The 15,561-nt window shown below is 54.7% G+C and carries 14 protein-coding genes, 1 pseudogene and 1 riboswitch; of the genes and pseudogenes, 10 read left to right on the forward strand and 5 right to left on the reverse strand.

The annotated features are described in order from the left end of the window. Nucleotides 1–17: 17 nt before the first annotated feature. The 3 genes from VQ830_RS24060 to VQ830_RS24070 form a co-directional block, all read right to left on the reverse strand. On the reverse strand, nt 18–824 hold the full coding sequence (locus VQ830_RS24060) for a TIM barrel protein (protein ID WP_337270704.1): 807 nt from the start codon (nt 822–824) through the stop codon (nt 18–20). 176 nt (nt 825–1,000) lie between these two features. Further along, nucleotides 1,001–2,596, reverse strand: a complete 1,596-nt coding sequence (locus tag VQ830_RS24065) for an ABC transporter substrate-binding protein (protein WP_337270705.1) — start codon at nt 2,594–2,596, stop codon at nt 1,001–1,003. A 21-nt stretch (nt 2,597–2,617) separates the two neighbouring features. Continuing rightward, entirely contained in the window at nt 2,618–3,250 is a 633-nt protein-coding gene (locus VQ830_RS24070; RefSeq protein ID WP_337270706.1) for a helix-turn-helix domain-containing protein, read from the reverse strand. Between the two features lie 133 nt (nt 3,251–3,383). On the opposite strand from VQ830_RS24070, the gene VQ830_RS24075 reads away from it, so the two are divergent. From VQ830_RS24075 to VQ830_RS24095, 5 genes are read left to right on the forward strand one after another with little or no spacing between them, the layout of a single operon-like run. Continuing rightward, on the forward strand, nt 3,384–4,466 hold the full coding sequence (locus VQ830_RS24075) for an ABC transporter permease (RefSeq protein ID WP_438618603.1): 1,083 nt from the start codon (nt 3,384–3,386) through the stop codon (nt 4,464–4,466). A gap of 8 nt (nt 4,467–4,474) precedes the next feature. Further along, nucleotides 4,475–5,383: an ABC transporter permease gene (locus tag VQ830_RS24080; RefSeq protein WP_337270707.1), complete on the forward strand. Its 909-nt coding sequence runs from the start codon at nt 4,475–4,477 to the stop codon at nt 5,381–5,383. Further along, nucleotides 5,383–6,216: an ABC transporter ATP-binding protein gene (locus tag VQ830_RS24085; protein ID WP_438618605.1), complete on the forward strand. Its 834-nt coding sequence runs from the start codon at nt 5,383–5,385 to the stop codon at nt 6,214–6,216. Before VQ830_RS24080 ends, VQ830_RS24085 begins: the two co-directional genes overlap by 1 nt. Then, nucleotides 6,213–6,953, forward strand: a complete 741-nt coding sequence (locus VQ830_RS24090) for an ABC transporter ATP-binding protein (protein ID WP_337270709.1) — start codon at nt 6,213–6,215, stop codon at nt 6,951–6,953. The genes VQ830_RS24085 and VQ830_RS24090 overlap by 4 nt, the downstream gene beginning before the upstream one ends. Nucleotides 6,954–6,963: 10 nt before the next feature. Continuing rightward, nucleotides 6,964–7,473, forward strand: coding sequence for a GAF domain-containing protein (locus tag VQ830_RS24095; RefSeq protein ID WP_337270710.1), 510 nt, complete (start codon nt 6,964–6,966; stop codon nt 7,471–7,473). A 120-nt stretch (nt 7,474–7,593) separates the two neighbouring features. Here the strand turns inward: VQ830_RS24095 and recQ are convergent, their stop codons facing one another. Beyond that, nucleotides 7,594–9,459: a DNA helicase RecQ gene (gene recQ / locus VQ830_RS24100; RefSeq protein ID WP_337270711.1), complete on the reverse strand. Its 1,866-nt coding sequence runs from the start codon at nt 9,457–9,459 to the stop codon at nt 7,594–7,596. A gap of 382 nt (nt 9,460–9,841) precedes the next feature. Here recQ and VQ830_RS24105 point away from each other — a divergent pair, with 382 nt between their 5' ends. Continuing rightward, complete coding sequence (locus VQ830_RS24105; RefSeq protein WP_337270712.1) at nt 9,842–11,071, forward strand: class I SAM-dependent methyltransferase; 1,230 nt, start codon at nt 9,842–9,844, stop codon at nt 11,069–11,071. Nucleotides 11,072–11,134: 63 nt separating this feature from the next. Here the strand turns inward: VQ830_RS24105 and VQ830_RS24110 are convergent, their stop codons facing one another. Further along, nucleotides 11,135–11,512, reverse strand: a complete 378-nt coding sequence (locus tag VQ830_RS24110; protein WP_337270713.1) for a hypothetical protein — start codon at nt 11,510–11,512, stop codon at nt 11,135–11,137. 270 nt (nt 11,513–11,782) lie between these two features. Next, nucleotides 11,783–11,894, forward strand: a riboswitch (guanidine-I (ykkC/yxkD leader). Nucleotides 11,895–11,969: 75 nt separating this feature from the next. On the opposite strand from VQ830_RS24110, the gene VQ830_RS24115 reads away from it, so the two are divergent. From VQ830_RS24115 to VQ830_RS24130, 4 genes and pseudogenes are all read left to right on the forward strand, one after another. Beyond that, on the forward strand, nt 11,970–13,037 hold the full coding sequence (locus VQ830_RS24115) for a putative urea ABC transporter substrate-binding protein (protein ID WP_337270714.1): 1,068 nt from the start codon (nt 11,970–11,972) through the stop codon (nt 13,035–13,037). 53 nt (nt 13,038–13,090) lie between these two features. Beyond that, nucleotides 13,091–13,909 carry an ABC transporter permease gene (locus tag VQ830_RS24120; RefSeq protein WP_337270715.1) on the forward strand — a complete coding sequence of 273 codons (819 nt, stop codon included), beginning with the start codon at nt 13,091–13,093 and terminating at the stop codon, nt 13,907–13,909. After that, nucleotides 13,906–14,785 (forward strand): annotated as a pseudogene (locus VQ830_RS24125) (ABC transporter ATP-binding protein). The gene VQ830_RS24120 and the pseudogene VQ830_RS24125 overlap by 4 nt, the downstream one beginning before the upstream one ends. Continuing rightward, a complete protein-coding gene (locus tag VQ830_RS24130; RefSeq protein WP_337270716.1) occupies nt 14,733–15,560 on the forward strand; it encodes an urea amidolyase associated protein UAAP1 in 828 nt (275 codons plus the stop codon). Before VQ830_RS24125 ends, VQ830_RS24130 begins: the two are co-directional and overlap by 53 nt. Nucleotide 15,561: the final 1 nt, after the last annotated feature.

A 15,561-nucleotide genomic window follows, 5' to 3' on the forward strand; every position in this document is an offset into this window, starting at 1 on the left:
TTACAGCTTGAACACCATTAGCTCGGCGTGAAAGCCTGCCGGAACGCGTTTAGTGCGTCTTCTGGAGCGCCTGAGGCCCATGACTCAAGTCCTATGCTGCCGGAAAATCCCATCGCGAGCAGGGCTCTTGCGATGCCGGGCCAATTGACCTCGCCGGTGCCTGGCTCGCGGCGGCCAGGCACATCCGCAATCTGGATCTCCCCAATCCACGGCAGGGCGCGGCGGCAAAGTTCAGTTAGATTTCCTTCGCCGATTTGCGCATGATAGAGGTCAAGGTTGAGGCGCAGCCGCGGATGATTGATGCTGGACACCAGCGCCAAGGTATCTTCTGCGCGGCCGAAGGGTACGCCGGGATGATCGACGAGAAGATTAAGATTCTCCAGAGAGAAAACTACATTCTCCTCTTCCGCCAGGTCAACGATCCGGCAAAGTGTATCGCGCGCCTTTAACCACATGGCACCAGTGACCACCTCGACAGGCTCTACCGGCAGGCCGCCCGCGCCCAGCCCCGTCCCATGCAGGTTCAGAAGTTGCACACCAAGCCGTTTGCCGATCTGCGCTGTTTGTCTTGCAGTTCGCAAAAGTTCTTTGGCACCGTCATCGTCTGCCAGACGGCCCGATGTGTAGCCATTCATGATGGTGAATGTTGCTCCGGTGGCTTCGAGCTTGTCGATGTCGAGATGGGCCCAGTTCCAAAGTCCGACACCGAAACCCAACTCGTTCAATCGGCTCGCACGCCACTCGATGGGCCGGTCAAGCCACAGCATTTCAGCGCAGGCGGCGAGTTCGAAGGGGGCAGGGCGACGACTGTTGTAATCGATCATGAAACCATTCTCTGTTGTTTGCCGGAGGCGCAGTCACGACAAGCTCGCCGCAGATCATCAATCTGCATAAAAAATTCCAACGGCGCAGTAAGGACTAGCGCGCCGTCGATGTCCTCATTCTGGTCGAGACATACCTAATGCAGCCTCATCGAGGTCAACTTTAGGCTCCGTCCTTCTTACTTCTTCGTAACGAGGCGATAGAAGACGAAGTCAGATGTGGCCCCATTGACGTAGCCAGACACATTCTTAGCAAGCGCTACCTGCGTGGCTGCCTGAAACATGATGATGATTGGCGACGTGGCCTGCACCTTTTTTTGCAGATCCACATACATTTCGTTGCGTTTTGCAGGATCGGCTTCGGCGCGGGCCGCAATGGTTTCCTTGTTCATTTCATCGGGAACGGCCCAACCGTTCCGCCAAGTCGTTGTCGACTGATAGTTTCCGTCTGAGTTATCAGCGTTGTAAGAAAAGGCTTTGGCGTTGGAATCCGGATCCATAAAATCCGGCCCCCAATAGAGTAGCATCGCTTCGTGCGTGCGCGCCCGGTATTTGGTGATCACTTGGCTTCCCGTTCCCGGGATGATTTTGAAATTTATACCGGCTTCAGCAAAGCCCGCCTGCAGCGACTGCGCCATGTCGGTAAATGGGGTTGAATTGATAACATCAAGCGTAACGTCGATCGGTGTCTTTACCCCTGCGTCAGCAAGGATCTTCTTGGCTTTTGCGGGATCGTAGCTGTAAGGATTCTCATCCAGGGAACCCGGAAAACCAGCGGGCCAGAAGGCTTGGTGGATCTGCATTTGACCCTTCAGGAAGCTGTCTGTCATTCCCCTATAATTAACGAGATAGCGCGCTGCCTCCCATATCGCTGGATTGGTGAGAGCCTGATCCTTCTGGTTGAGGCTTAGAAAGTGAACGGCGGCCTGTGGGTAGGTCTCGACGACGAACTTGCCCTTGGCCGAGATCTGAGAAATCTGGTCTGGAGACAGGTTTCTTGCGATGTCGACGTCGCCGGATTCGAGCAGGAGCTGCTGGGTTGGTGCTTCGGCGACATGACGAATGATGACCGACTTGATGGCTGGTGCGCCGCCGAAATAATTCGGGTTGGCTGACAGATTGAGGATTTCCGCTGGACGGAATGATTTCAGGATGAACGGACCGGTTCCCGCTGAATTGGCCTTGAGCCAAGCATTTCCCATGTCGCCTGACTTATCGTGTGACTGCACCGTAAGGGCATCAACCACGGAGGCCGGGCGAGCTGCCAGCACGTTCAGCACGAATGCGGAGGAGAAATCGCCGTCATATTTGACGATGACTTTGTTGCCATCGGCTTTGACCATGCTGTCGAAGTTACCGGGTGTCCAGCCGAGTTGCGTAAGGATGAAGGATGGAGCTTTGTTGAGGACAACGACACGTTTCCAGGAATAGACGACATCTTCGGCCCGCAACGGATTGCCGGAACTGAACTTGACACCGTCACGAAGGGTGAATGTGATGGTCTTGTTGGCATCATCAGCGGTCCATTCTTTGGCAAGACCGGCAACCAGCTTTTTGACATCGGGCGCGTCATATTGGATCAGGCGATCATAGGTTTGCGTGACATATTCCCCGGATGAAAATTCATAGGCTTCCGCAGGATCGATGCTGACGATGTCGTCGATGTTTTCCGCTACCACCAAGGTCGATGCGGGTGTCGCCGCGTGAGCTGAAATGAGCGGAAACGCGCCGAGTAATAGTGCAGCTGCTGTCAGTGCTGAATTGATCATTTTCATCCATCATTCTCCTCTGAATGGCTATTTGCCTGCCATATGTTTTGGTTTGTCGTTGCTATCGGGGGAGGTGGGTCGGCCTCGGAACAGCGGCAGTGTTCCCGTCCACAACACACGCGCCCAGCTTCCGGAAGAATTCCACCAGGCATGCGGACGACTACCGCGGAAATGCAAACTGTCGCCGACGTGCAAAACCACTTCATCGTCATCGAGCTTATGGGTAATTGCGCCCTCGAGAACATACAAAATCTCTTCGCCTTCGTGGCTTACTGTCTCCGAGCGGTAGCCGGCGGGAATATTCAGCACGAAAGATGAGAGGATATTGCCCGCGAAATCTGCGGCAATACGCTCATAAAGGATGGACGATCCGTCAACTGAAAACTTTTGCCGTTGGTCCTGCCGGGTGAGAGCATCTTCTGCGCTCGGCGTCGCAATGAAATAGTCCATTCCCACGTCGAGGCTACGGGCGATTTGCGCAAGCGTACCAAGCGATGGTGTCGCCTGATCACGCTCGACCTGACTGAGATAACCAACTGAAATACCGGCAGCGTCGCAAATTTCCTGGAGGGTCAGATGCAGTTGGCGGCGGCGGGCGCGGATGAGAGCGCCCAGTTTAGGTTGCCTGTTGTCAACGGGTTTTTCCGACGAGAAGGCCATTCTAGATCCCGAGTAAAATTTGTTTGATGAGAGCAAAATTATTTGTATGTTCCAAGCGAAATCTTGTAGGTCGCGCCACAAACTTGGATTTCGTCTGAGGATCGCGGGATAGAGCGCAAGGAGGGGAAGAGGATTGGCTTTCGAACCCGAGACCGTGACGACCGAGACTGGTACGCCTTTCTGGGATGGGCGCGGTCGTCGCGAGCTTCGCGTGGCAGGAAGCGTCCTCGGCTTTATCTTGTCCGTCGCCTTCACGTTTCTGGGGCTTCTTGCAATTACTTTTTTCATTGGGCGTGTCGTACCCATTGATCCGGTTCTTGCCGTGGTTGGCGATAGGGCTCCTAAGGCAGTCTACGAGGCGGCGCGTATCGACATGGGATTGGACAAGCCCGCGATCGTGCAATTTCTTCGCTATGTGGTGTCAGTGATGTCGGGCGAACTCGGGACATCCGTTTCGACCGGTCGTCCTGTACTGGAGGACCTCAAGCGGGTTTTCCCTGCAACCCTTGAGATGGCAACGCTCGGCATTATCATCGGTATGGTTTTGGGTATTCCGATGGGTGTTTATGCCGCAAGCCGCAGAGGCAGCCTCATCGATCAGGTCATTCGGGTCGTGGGCCTCTTCGGCTATGCCGTCCCAGCATTTTGGCTGGGGCTGGTCGGGCTCGCAATTTTTTATGCAAAGCTCCAATGGGTGGGTGGACCCGGGCGGCTCGATATCTTCTATGATGGGATGGTAGAGCCGGTGACGGGATTAATGCTGGTCGATTCCTTAATCGCGGGCGAAACCGAAATCTTCTTCAACGCTTTATCACATTTGGCGCTTCCTGCCTCGGTGCTCGGTTTCTTCAGCCTTGCCTATATCGCCCGTATGACACGCTCGTTCATGCTCGATCAGTTGGCGCAGGAGTATGTCACAACCGCAAGGGTGAAAGGCATTCCCGAGCGACTGGTAATCTGGCGCCATGCGTTCAGGCCAATTCTGGTACCTCTGATCACGGTTTGCGGGCTCTCTTACGCTGGCCTATTGGAGGGCTCTGTCATGATCGAGACGATTTTCTCATGGCCAGGCATTGGCAATTATCTAACCGTTGCTCTGCTGAATGCCGATATGGCGGCTGTGCTAGGCGCGACTTTGGTCGTCGGCGCCGTTTTTATCGGTATCAATAAGATCTCGGACGCACTCTACCGTCTGCTCGATCCGCGGGCCCGTTAGGAGAGACTATGTTCGCAACTCTTCATGACTGGCTTACGGATGAGAGTCCTCACTCCCGGATGCATGCGCGACTGGCGCGACTTTACCGCATTGGCACCCTTCTTGCGCATAATACGCTCGCAGTTTTGGGCATCGTCATCATTGTCATGCTGATATTGACAGCGTTCTTCGCACCGCTCATTGCGACGCACGATCCCATCCTGCAGGATCTTGGTGCGCGTCTGCTGCCTCCGAGCGGTATGCATTGGATGGGCACCGACGAACTCGGTCGCGACATCTGGTCTCGGGTTATCTTCGGTGCCCGCATTACGCTGGTGATCGTCGTGCTTGTCGCGGTTTTGGCGGCCCCTGCGGGGCTGCTGATCGGAGCGGTCGCCGGCTATTTTGGAGGCTGGATAGACCGAATCTTGATGGGGATCACCGATATCTTTCTATCCATGCCAAAGCTCATTTTGGCGCTCGCCCTCGTGGCTGCACTCGGACCTGGCATCGAGAATGCGATTATCGCGATCGCCATTACTTCATGGCCGAGCTACGCTCGAATTTCGCGCGCCGAAACACTGACGTTTCGAAATTCAGAGTTCATCGCCGCCATCCGGTTACAAGGGGCTTCCCCTTTCCGTGTCATCGTCAGCGATATCTTGCCACTTTGCCTCTCCTCAATGATTGTTCGCGTCTCTCTCGATATGGCTGGCGTCATTCTGACAGCGGCGGGGCTAGGCTTTATTGGTCTCGGTGCACAGCCGCCTCTTCCGGAATGGGGTGCGATGATTGCGCGCGGTCGCTCCTACATTCTGGATCAGTGGTGGGTTGCCACAATGCCAGGCTTTGCGATCGTTCTCGTTAGTCTTGGGTTCTGCTTTCTCGGAGATGGCTTGCGCGATGTGCTCGACCCCAAAAACGGAGGGAGCCATTGATGGAAGCGCTGCTGACTGTCGAGAATCTTCGCGTAACTTTCCCGACCTCGCGCGGACCCGTAGACGTGGTTCGTGGTATCAGCTTTTCGCTCGGGCGCGAGCGCCTGGGAATTGTGGGCGAAAGCGGCTCCGGTAAATCGATGACTGGTCGATCAATCCTTAGGTTGATCCGTCCGCCTGGTGTGGTCTCGGCGGATCGGCTGACGTTTGCTGGCACTGACCTTTTGCGCCAGTCGGAAAAGGCAATGCGCGCTATAAGGGGCGCGCGCATATCGATGGTTATGCAGGATCCGAAGTTTTCACTCAATCCTGTGATGACGGTGGGGGAACAGATTGCCGAGGCCCTCGTCGCACATCAAAAGCTGGCGCGCCGCGAAATCCGCAAGCGTGTCTACGACATGCTCGAAGCCGTTCGGATATCCGAACCCGAGCGTGTTGCTAGGCTTTACCCGCACGAGGTCTCAGGAGGGATGGGCCAACGCATCATGATCGCGATGATGTTGATCCCGGAACCTGACTTGCTTATCGCCGATGAACCCACCTCAGCGCTTGATGTTTCCGTGCAGGCGAAAGTTCTTCACATCATTGACGATCTGGTGAAGCGCAGGGGAATGGGGTTCATTTTCATCAGCCACGACCTGAATTTGATGTCGAGCTATTGCGACCGCATCCTCGTCATGAATTCTGGTCTTGTGGTTGAAGAGTGCCGCGCTGGTGAACTTAGAGATGCTCGCCATCCATACACCCGCGCTTTGATAGCTGCTGTGCCGCGAATTGATGAAAGCCGCGACGAACTTCCTGTTCTCGATCGAGCGACATGGGCCGCTCCATGAACGCACTTTCGTTACAAAACGTCGATATTTCCTATGGCCGGACGAAAGTCACCCACACGATCAATCTTGATGTTCATGCGGGCGAGAGTTTTGCTTTGGTGGGGGAAAGCGGGTCCGGCAAATCGACCGTTCTAAAGGCTATAGCCGGGTTGGCCCCGGATTGGAGTGGATCGATAACGGCATTTGGACAGGCTCGCGGTCATGGGATAGACCAACGCTTTTCGAAGATTTGCCAGATGGTTTTCCAAGACCCTTACGGATCGCTGCATCCAAGAAAAACGGTGGACGCGATCTTGAGCGAGCCCTTGTCGATCCACAAAATTGGCGATCAAAACGAGCGTGTCGAGAACGTGTTGCAATCTGTTGGTCTCGACCGGAAGTTCAGGTTTCGTTTTCCGCATCAGCTCTCCGGAGGGCAAAGGCAGCGTGTCGCAATCGCGCGCGCTCTTGTGCTTGAACCAAAGCTGCTTCTCCTCGATGAGCCGACTTCGGCCCTCGACGTATCGGTGCAGGCGGAAATCCTCAATTTGCTCAAGCGCCTTCGCCGTGAGCGCAATCTCACCTACCTGATGGTAACGCACAATCTCTCTGTTGTGGCGTTCCTCTGCGATCGCCTGGCCGTGATGAGGCATGGCCGGATCATCGAGACTGCTGATATTTCTCAGTTGAAACGCGGCGCGCTGAGCGAGCCATATTCAAGAGAACTGATGGAGATCAGCGCCTCTCATCGCGCGTGATAACCCTTAAATGAAAGTATCCGATATGACCCAGGACGACATCAATGCTGCGCTTGCGGCCTTCGACACAAGCATTGCCGAGCAAACGACACCGGAAAGTTCATGGACGGCGCTTCAGGATCTGTCGCGTAAGCTGATTGGCGCCAAGCTTTTCACCATTATGACCGTCGATATGAAGAACGAGGTCGCGCGACGCGAATATACGTCCGATGCGGAAAATTACCCTGTATCGGGCACCAAACCTATCCGCTACGATCGTTGGTTTGATATTGTGCACAAGCAACGGCAGTCTTTCGTCGCAAATACCATCTCTGAGATCGCGACGGTTTTTCCGGATTATGAAACCATCAAATCGCTTGGCTGCGGGTCAGTCATCAATATCCCGGTCGTGATCGCCGGCCAATTGCTTGGCACCGTGAACTGCCTGGATGTGGAACACCATTACGATAGTCAGAAGATTGTATTATCCCAGCATCTGGCTATTCCGGCAAAGCTCGCTTTCCTTGCCGCCTCGCGATAGGGGCGCTGAACTAATCCTTCAATCCGTTCTCGCTAAAAATCGAGGCTTGCCCGAACGACCCAGCGATTGTGAACCTGCGTCTTTGACGCAATGTCGTTGGCCTCGCTGAAAAACATGATCCTAGGTTTGCTGCAGAACCCTTAAGAAGCGCTCGCCGTAACGCGCGAGCTTCGTCTGCCCAACGCCGGAAATTTCCAGCATGTCGTTCAATCGGCGCGGACGCATGGTTGCAAAGGCAATCAGCGTCGTGTCAGGAAAAACGACATAGGGTGCAACACCAAGTTCTTTTGAGATTGTCAGGCGCTCCTGGCGAAGCGCTTCAAACACCTCACGATCCTCGGGTGAAAGGGCTGAGCGTGAAGAAAAGGATGGACCTTGAGAATTGGTTGCGGAGCGGCGAGGAAGGGCTCGCTCCCGCCGTAGCGTAATCTGCCGCTGCCTTTTGAACACAGCAGCTGCGGCATCTTCAAGCTTCAGCGCGCCAAACTCGTCATGTTCGACGCGGATGAGATTTAACGTTAGAAGTTGCCGATAAATGGATTGCCATGCTGATATATTCAGCTCTTTACCGGCTCCGAAAACAGCAAGATCGACATGACCGAATTTTCTGGTTCTCTCTGTGACCTTCCCGATCAGGACGTCGATGACTTGACCCACACCGAACCGTTCGCCGGTGCGGTAGATCGCGGCAAGCGCCTTAATGGCCGCCTCCGTTCCATCCCAGGTTTCGATAGGCTTCGTACAGGTATCGCAATTGCCACAGCGGCCTTGATGGGTCTCGCCAAAATAGTTGAGGATAGACTGACGGCGGCATGATGTGGTCTCGCAGATGCCAACCAGTGCATTGAGTTTTGCACGTTCGATCCGTTTGATCTGGTCGGTGGTGTCACCCTCCTCGATCATACGAAGCCGTTGAACGATATCCTGCATTCCATAGACCATGAATGCCTCTGCGGGCAGTCCATCACGGCCGGCGCGGCCTGTCTCCTGATAGTAGCTTTCGACGGAGGATGGTAAATCCAGATGAACGACATAGCGCACGTTCGGCTTGTTGATGCCCATGCCGAATGCGACCGTTGCAACAAGGCATAGACCTTCCTCCATGCGGAAGGAGTCCTGATTGGCTGCTTTCACCGCGGGATCGAGCTTTGCGTGATAATGCTTGGCACGGATGCCGTTTTCATTCAGCCATTCTACCGTCTCCTCCACTTTCTTCCGAGAAAGACAGTAAACGATGCCGCTGTCGCCTTCGTGGCGCTTGAGGAAATCGAGAAGCTGCCCTTTTGGATTGTTGCGGGGCATGATCTCGTAGCTGATATTCTTTCTGTCGAAACTATCGATGAAAATCTCAGCCTTCGGGATGTTCAGTAACCGGACGATATCCGCTCTTGTATGAGGATCGGCCGTGGCCGTAAGCGCAATTATGGGAACGTCTTCATACATCTCCTTCAACCGCCCGAGGAGAAGATAATCCTTTCTGAAGTTGTTGCCCCAAACGCTAATGCAATGCGCTTCGTCAATGGCGATCAGGGGAACGCTCTTGCCGCCCATCAACGCGTCTAAACCACCCGCCGCTATTCGCTCCGGCGTCACATAGATCAGCTTCAACGTACCGGCACGAAGCGATCGCTTTACTTCGACTGCGTCTTCGGGAGATTGATCGGACCAAAGTGCTCCCGCCGCGACGCCAAGCTCCTTGAGCTCTTCGACTTGATCGCGCATCAAAGCCACAAGAGGAGATACAACCACGGTCGTGCCTTCAAGGCAGAGTGCCGGTAGTTGATAGCAGAGCGATTTGCCTTTCCCGGTCGGGAACAGCACAAGTGTATCGCGTCCAGCAAGGACATTCTTCACGACATCGTGCTGAAGCCCGCGAAACTCTGCATAACCCCAAACACGCCTTAGAATCTCCTGGGTTTTGACGGAAGATGCCTTACCGGCCTGCGAGATATCCGCTTCGGCGGCAACACGTTTTATATGTCTCATTCCATTTACCTGCGACCGACGAGGTTTAAAAGAATCGCCGTCCGTCGCCGCAGCTTAACACGAAGTGATGATCCAGAGACAACGCAACTTTACCTTTAGACCAGGTCACCAAGTGCCATCTTCTTCTCTGGTTCCAGACCTGTCATAGGGATTTCAGTTTCAGCTCATTTTTAACTCAGGCAGGCATCAGATCGATCTTTTATGGCTGCGCTACCATCCCACCGGCGCGTCAGGACAGTTCGTCTCGATTCGATGCACCAGGGCCGGTCACTCGTTCAAGCAATCAAGACTGAAAAGACCAGTTACCATGGATCAATCTTTGAACTATTCGAGCGGGACGAACCGTCCTTCAAAGTGGCAGTCGAGGACGTCGGACTGGGTCATGAGAAAGGCTCTTTCGAAGATTGTGACACGCGGTCATCTGACGGTCGTGACCGCATCTGGTACTGTTTTGACTTTTGGCGATGGAAGTGGAGCGCCGGTTGCGGTGCGCTTTACAGATACGGGCGCTCAGTGGGCGTTCCTCGTTGATGCCGACGCACGTCTCGGCGAGCTTTACATGGACGGACGGTTTCTTGTCGAGCGGGGGACACTTTTCGACTTCGTTGCGATGATGCTGCGAGAGGCGCAGAATGCAACGCATCCGAAGATCGCGCGGATGATCGACGATTTCCGCACACATATGCGTGTGTTCCGGCAGCGCAACCTTCCGAGCCGCTCCCGTCAGAATGTCGCGCACCACTACGATCTAGATGGTCGTCTCTATGAGCTCTTCCTTGATGAGGGAAGGCAGTATTCCTGTGCCTATTTCGAGCATGACGATCAATCGCTTGACGATGCGCAAAAGGCTAAGAAGGAGCATCTGGCAGTCAAACTACGCGTGGGACCGGGCGACCGCGTTCTTGATATCGGATGCGGCTGGGGCGGTCTTGCGCTGCATCTGGCTTCTAAGGCAGAAAATTGCCAAGTCGTTGGGATCACCTTGTCCACCGAGCAGCTATCTTATGCACTCGCGCGGCGACAGGAGGCGGCGGATAATGGCAGGGTACCGCCGGTGGATTATCTGCTCCAAGATTATCGCTCGCTCACCGGTCGTTTTCAGCGCATTGTATCAGTTGGCATGTTCGAGCACGTTGGCCGTTCGTCCTACAGCGAGTTTTTCCGCAAGTGCGCTGAGCTTCTCGATGAAAATGGCGTTATGGTTCTGCATACAATCGGATGCTCCGCTACACCGGGATTTACAACGCCATGGCTCGATAAATACATTTTCCCAGGCGGTTATATCCCGGCTCTTTCAGAAATCGTGCCGGAGGTCGAAAAGGCTGGTCTGACGATCACCGACGTCGAAGTGTTGCGTCTGCACTATGCCAAAACACTGTCGCATTGGCGCCATCGCTTCATGCAGCGGTGGGAAGATGCCGCGCGTCTTTACGATGAACGGTTTTGCAGGATGTGGGAATACTACCTCTCAACCGCGGAAGCGGCCTTTCTTTATGAGGATCTTGTCGTTTTCCAGATTCAAATCTGCAAACGCAACAATGCACTGCCGATCACGCGTGACTACCTTGCTCATGATCCCATTAGTCGCGCCGCGGAGGCAGCTGAAGCCTAAGTCATTGAACTCGAACGTTCGAGTGAGGTGACGGGGAAAGCGGACACATTACCCGCTTTTTGATCAGCGTTTTGCACTGTGGGTCTTAAAAAGCTGAGGCATGCTTCGCGCCTCTGAATGCTGCAATGCCAGAAGAGCTTCTCCACATATCTCGCGACGGCGCTGGACACGGGAACTGAGAGCACGGGTCTTTTCCGTCTCAGACATTCGGGTTGTGTTTGAAAGCGACGCTTCGTTCTCAAGCATGTCGAGCAACAGGTTGCGCATGACGCCGTTCTCTTCTTTCAGCCTATTCAATTCGGCCGAGACGGGAGATGCGGAAAGCTTCCGCGATATCACCTCGTCTATCTTCTTCTCGATAAGGCGCGTCTTGACGAAAAAGAAGCGACTAACCGTAAAGGTCAAGAAAATGAGGGCTACGATCAGGCAGGAGTAAAGCATCTTAGGGCTCCGGTCACCCAACACAGATTGGGATGGAAGACGCAAAGTTCAATGCGCGGCGCCGGTTTCTCAGCTTTAAACCGTCATTGGAGGGCGCAAATGACGGATGATATCCATTTCAGCGAGCGCTCCCGCTGGGCGAAGGCCTTCCCTTTGGGCACAAAAGCATGACGCCGCACAAAGTTGAGGCATAACTCCCTGCGCTAATATTTCGGTCACCAGGTTCGATGGGTTTTTTGCACTTGGCACGTCGTTTGCTTAGTCCAGCGTGAGTTTGGCCGCTAGGGTTCCGGTGCGCGATGTGCATGTCTGGTCCAAGAGCAGCCACCGGGCGGAGGAGAAATTCCGCCAGGGTGCACGGCGGGATAAAAGCCCGGGAGACCTCGTTAGCCAAGGGATTGGCAGCGTTGGTTCGTGCCGATCCCTTTTTTGGATGAAAGCAAAAAGGGGAATGCCAATGCAAACCATATCAAAGCTTTTCGCCACTCTTTCCGTAGCCCTTGCGCTCGCCGCACCATTGACGGCCGAAGCTGCGCCGAAAAAGGATTTTAAAGTCGCTTGGTCGATCTATGTCGGCTGGATGCCATGGGGTTATGCAAAGGACCATGGCATCGTAAAGAAGTGGGCCGACAAATATGGCATCAACATCGACGTGACCCAGTTCAACGATTACGTCGAGTCGATGAACCAATATACGGCGGGAGCATTCGATGCCGTGACCCTGACCAATATGGATGGCCTCTCGATCCCGGCAGCGGGCGGCGTCGATACGACCGCGGTTATCGTTGGCGATTTTTCGAACGGCAATGACGCGGTCATTCTCAAAAACAAGGATAAGCTTGAAGACATCAAGGGCCAGAACGTCAATCTGGTGCAGTTTTCCGTTTCGCATTACCTCTTGGCCCGCGCCCTTGAGAGTATCGGTTTGTCGGAGCGTGACGTAAAGGTTGTCAACACCTCGGACGCCGATATGGTCGCCGCTTACAAGACCCCTGATGTTTCGGCTGTTGTGACCTGGAATCCCCTGGTTTCAACCATCTTGGAAGATCCGAGCGCAAAGAAGGTCTTCGACAGTTCCAAAATCCCGGGCGAGATCATCGATCTTATGGTCGCGAACAGCGAGGTCCTGAAGGATAATCCCGATTTTGGAAAAGCGCTCGTTGGGATCTGGTACGATACGATGAAGCTTATGGTCGCCGATACTGATGAAGGAAGAGCAGCGCGAACGGCGATGGGGACAGCGTCCGGCACGGATCTCAAGGGATTTGAATCGCAGATGGCAGCGACCAAGCTTTTCGATAAGCCTGCCGATGCCCTGGCCTTCACCACATCGCCGAGCCTTGCCAAGACTATGGATCTCGTCCGGCAATTCCTTTTCTCAAAGGGGCTGTTGGGGAGTGGTGCGCCCTCGGCAGATGTGATCGGAATTGAAATGCCTGACGGTACGGTTCTCGGAGACAAGGCGAACGTCAAGCTGCGCTTTACGGGAACATATATGAAAGCCGCTGCAGACGGCGCTCTTTGAGATGACTGCAGGGCGGGCTTGGCCCGTCCTCCCCCAAAGGGTGAGGAGACTCAATGCGCTGGATCAACGCAAAACCAGGGAACGGATCGAAGCTCACGCTTGCCGTGCTGCCATTCGCTCTATTGCTGGTCGCCTACACGATCGGCTCAGTCGAGCGCTTAGCGGCAAATCCGAATGATAAACTGTTGCCAGGTCTTTCAGGGCTCGCCGAGGCGATCAATAGAATGGCCCTGATGCCAGATACGCGTACGGGTGAAATCCTCCTGTGGTCCGACACGCTTGCGAGCTTGGAGCGGCTCGGAGCGGGTCTTGGCATTGCCACGCTGATTGCACTAATCGTCGGGCTGATCATCGGAATCTTGCCTTATGCGCGAGCGCTTCTCTCCCCGTTTGTCGCTGCAATCTCCATGGTGCCACCGCTGGCATTGCTGCCAATTCTCTTCATCGTGATGGGATTGGGCGAGGCATCGAAAATTGCGCTCATTGCCATTGGCGTCACGCCGATTATGGTCCGCGATCTGGCCTTGACCGCAACGTCTCTCCCACGCGAACAGATCGTTAAAGCCGAAACCTTATCGGCCTCGTCTTGGCAGATTGCATTGCGTGTCGTCCTGCCTCAGATCCTTCCACGCCTGATCACGACTCTGCGTCTGCAACTGGGTCCCGCTTGGTTGTTCCTTATTGCCGCTGAGGCAATATCCGCCGATAGCGGTCTCGGTTACAGGATCTTTTTGGTGCGCCGCTACCTCTCCATGGATGTCATCTTTCCCTATGTGATCTGGATCACATTGCTCGCGGTTGTTGCCGACCTCCTCCTTGATCGCTTGCGCATTGCGATCTTTCCCTGGTCCGAACTGGAGAAAGGCAAATGAGTGCGGTCTCCATCAAAAACCTCTGGAAAGAATATGGCGACCAGATCGTTCTCGAAAATGTTTCAATCGAAATCGAAAGCCGTGCCTTCGTTGCGCTCGTCGGTCCCTCAGGATGCGGCAAGTCGACCTTCCTGCGCATGCTTTTAGGGCAGGAAACGCAGACGAAAGGCGAGATATTATTGGATGGCAGCCCGCTTCCTCGCGAGCCTGGACCGGATCGAGGCGTTGTCTTCCAGCGATACTCCGTCTTCTCGCATTTGACTGTGCTCGGCAATGTCATGTTCGGCAAGGAGCTGAAGACGTCACGTATTGCGGGACGCCTTTTTGGTGCAGCTCGGCGTGCAGCCGAGGACGAGGCACGCGAAATGATCGCTGCTGTCGGACTGTCTGGTACCGAAAAGAAGTATCCCGCGCAGCTTTCTGGCGGCATGCAGCAGAGACTTGCTTTGGCGCAGGCCCTCATCATGCGACCGAAAGTCCTCTTGCTCGACGAGCCTTTCGGCGCGCTCGATCCTGGTATCCGTGCTGAAATTCACAGCTTGATGAAGAAGCTTTGGCATGAAGCACCGATGACGGTGGTGATGGTGACGCATGACATGCGAGAGGCGTTCACCCTTGCGAGCCGCGTCGTTGCCTTCGAACGACCGCGTGATCGTCCGGAGGAGAAACTTCGCTACGGCGCAACCATCACTCGCGACATCACAATTTGGCCGCCGCGTATAGCAGGCGTGCCATCCATCTACCGCCCCGACCGGGACGACCCGGTCTCTTCAAAGGGTCAATAGCCGGGACGACCTGGCCAACGAGTCCACTGGAGATCAAGATGCATATTCGACGTTCAGCCGAAGAAATTGCCGCCAACAGAGCGCGCTATGAGGAGCATCAGCAGAAAGGCCTGGAGTTTGCACCAAAGGCGCTTCCGGAGAAAAGTACAAAGCCTGCACCGGCCATCGCTTCCGATACGATCATCCACCAAGAAAAACTGCCGGGCGGATGGTACTGGTGGACGCGGCTTAAACCCAATGAGGTGATCCGTATTGCTCTTGAAGACGGCTTTTCCACTATTACACTTATTGCCTGGAACGCTGCCGACCCTAGTGAGCGCATGAATTTGCCCGATAGTGTCAAGGTTCAATGGACAACAGGCCTAAGCAAGGGCCGGGTCATCTTCTCCGATATGGGCAAAGTGATGTTTTCGATCGTGGAAGACAGTTGCGGCGCCCATGACTGCTTAGTGGGCGGCTCGTCAGCGTCGTCCAACGCCAAGAAATATGCCGGTGCCAATGGTGCCGCTCTTCGAAACAGCCGGGAGAATTTTGTTCTCATCGCTGCAAAGGCAGGACTTGATAAGCGCGATATTCCTGCAGCTCTAGGTTTGTTTGCTCCGGTCCGGGTCAATTCCGAAGGTGTTTTTGAATGGAAGACCGATCTGGTGTCCGAAGACGACTACGTCGATCTACGCGCTGAAATGGATGTGATTGTCGGTTTTTCAAATTGCCCGCATCCGCTCGATCCCAACCCTGTCTACGCGCCAAACCCGGTTACCATCACCCGTCTAAAGGCCATCGACCCAAGCTCCGATGATTTGTGCCGGACCGCCACCGCCGAAGCTGTTCGCGGCTTTGAAAACAACGCTCGCGCCGCGCTTTGAT

The organism is Oryzifoliimicrobium ureilyticum (assembly GCF_037199735.1).
In the GTDB taxonomy this organism is placed as follows: Bacteria; Pseudomonadota; Alphaproteobacteria; order Rhizobiales; family Rhizobiaceae; genus Rhizobium; species Rhizobium ureilyticus.

What these genes read in the sequence shown, in the direction of transcription:
- VQ830_RS24060 (WP_337270704.1), bottom strand. Translation starts at nt 824, where the DNA reads ATGATCGATTACAACAGTCGTCGCCCTGCCCCCTTCGAACTCGCCGCC.
- VQ830_RS24065 (WP_337270705.1), bottom strand. Translation starts at nt 2,596, where the DNA reads ATGAAAATGATCAATTCAGCACTGACAGCAGCTGCACTATTACTCGGC.
- VQ830_RS24070 (WP_337270706.1), bottom strand. Translation starts at nt 3,250, where the DNA reads ATGGCCTTCTCGTCGGAAAAACCCGTTGACAACAGGCAACCTAAACTG.
- VQ830_RS24080 (WP_337270707.1), top strand. Translation starts at nt 4,475, where the DNA reads ATGTTCGCAACTCTTCATGACTGGCTTACGGATGAGAGTCCTCACTCC.
- VQ830_RS24085 (WP_438618605.1), top strand. Translation starts at nt 5,383, where the DNA reads ATGGAAGCGCTGCTGACTGTCGAGAATCTTCGCGTAACTTTCCCGACC.
- VQ830_RS24090 (WP_337270709.1), top strand. Translation starts at nt 6,213, where the DNA reads ATGAACGCACTTTCGTTACAAAACGTCGATATTTCCTATGGCCGGACG.
- VQ830_RS24095 (WP_337270710.1), top strand. Translation starts at nt 6,964, where the DNA reads ATGAAAGTATCCGATATGACCCAGGACGACATCAATGCTGCGCTTGCG.
- recQ (WP_337270711.1), bottom strand. Translation starts at nt 9,459, where the DNA reads ATGAGACATATAAAACGTGTTGCCGCCGAAGCGGATATCTCGCAGGCC.
- VQ830_RS24105 (WP_337270712.1), top strand. Translation starts at nt 9,842, where the DNA reads ATGAGAAAGGCTCTTTCGAAGATTGTGACACGCGGTCATCTGACGGTC.
- VQ830_RS24110 (WP_337270713.1), bottom strand. Translation starts at nt 11,512, where the DNA reads ATGCTTTACTCCTGCCTGATCGTAGCCCTCATTTTCTTGACCTTTACG.
- VQ830_RS24115 (WP_337270714.1), top strand. Translation starts at nt 11,970, where the DNA reads ATGCAAACCATATCAAAGCTTTTCGCCACTCTTTCCGTAGCCCTTGCG.
- VQ830_RS24120 (WP_337270715.1), top strand. Translation starts at nt 13,091, where the DNA reads ATGCGCTGGATCAACGCAAAACCAGGGAACGGATCGAAGCTCACGCTT.
- VQ830_RS24130 (WP_337270716.1), top strand. Translation starts at nt 14,733, where the DNA reads ATGCATATTCGACGTTCAGCCGAAGAAATTGCCGCCAACAGAGCGCGC.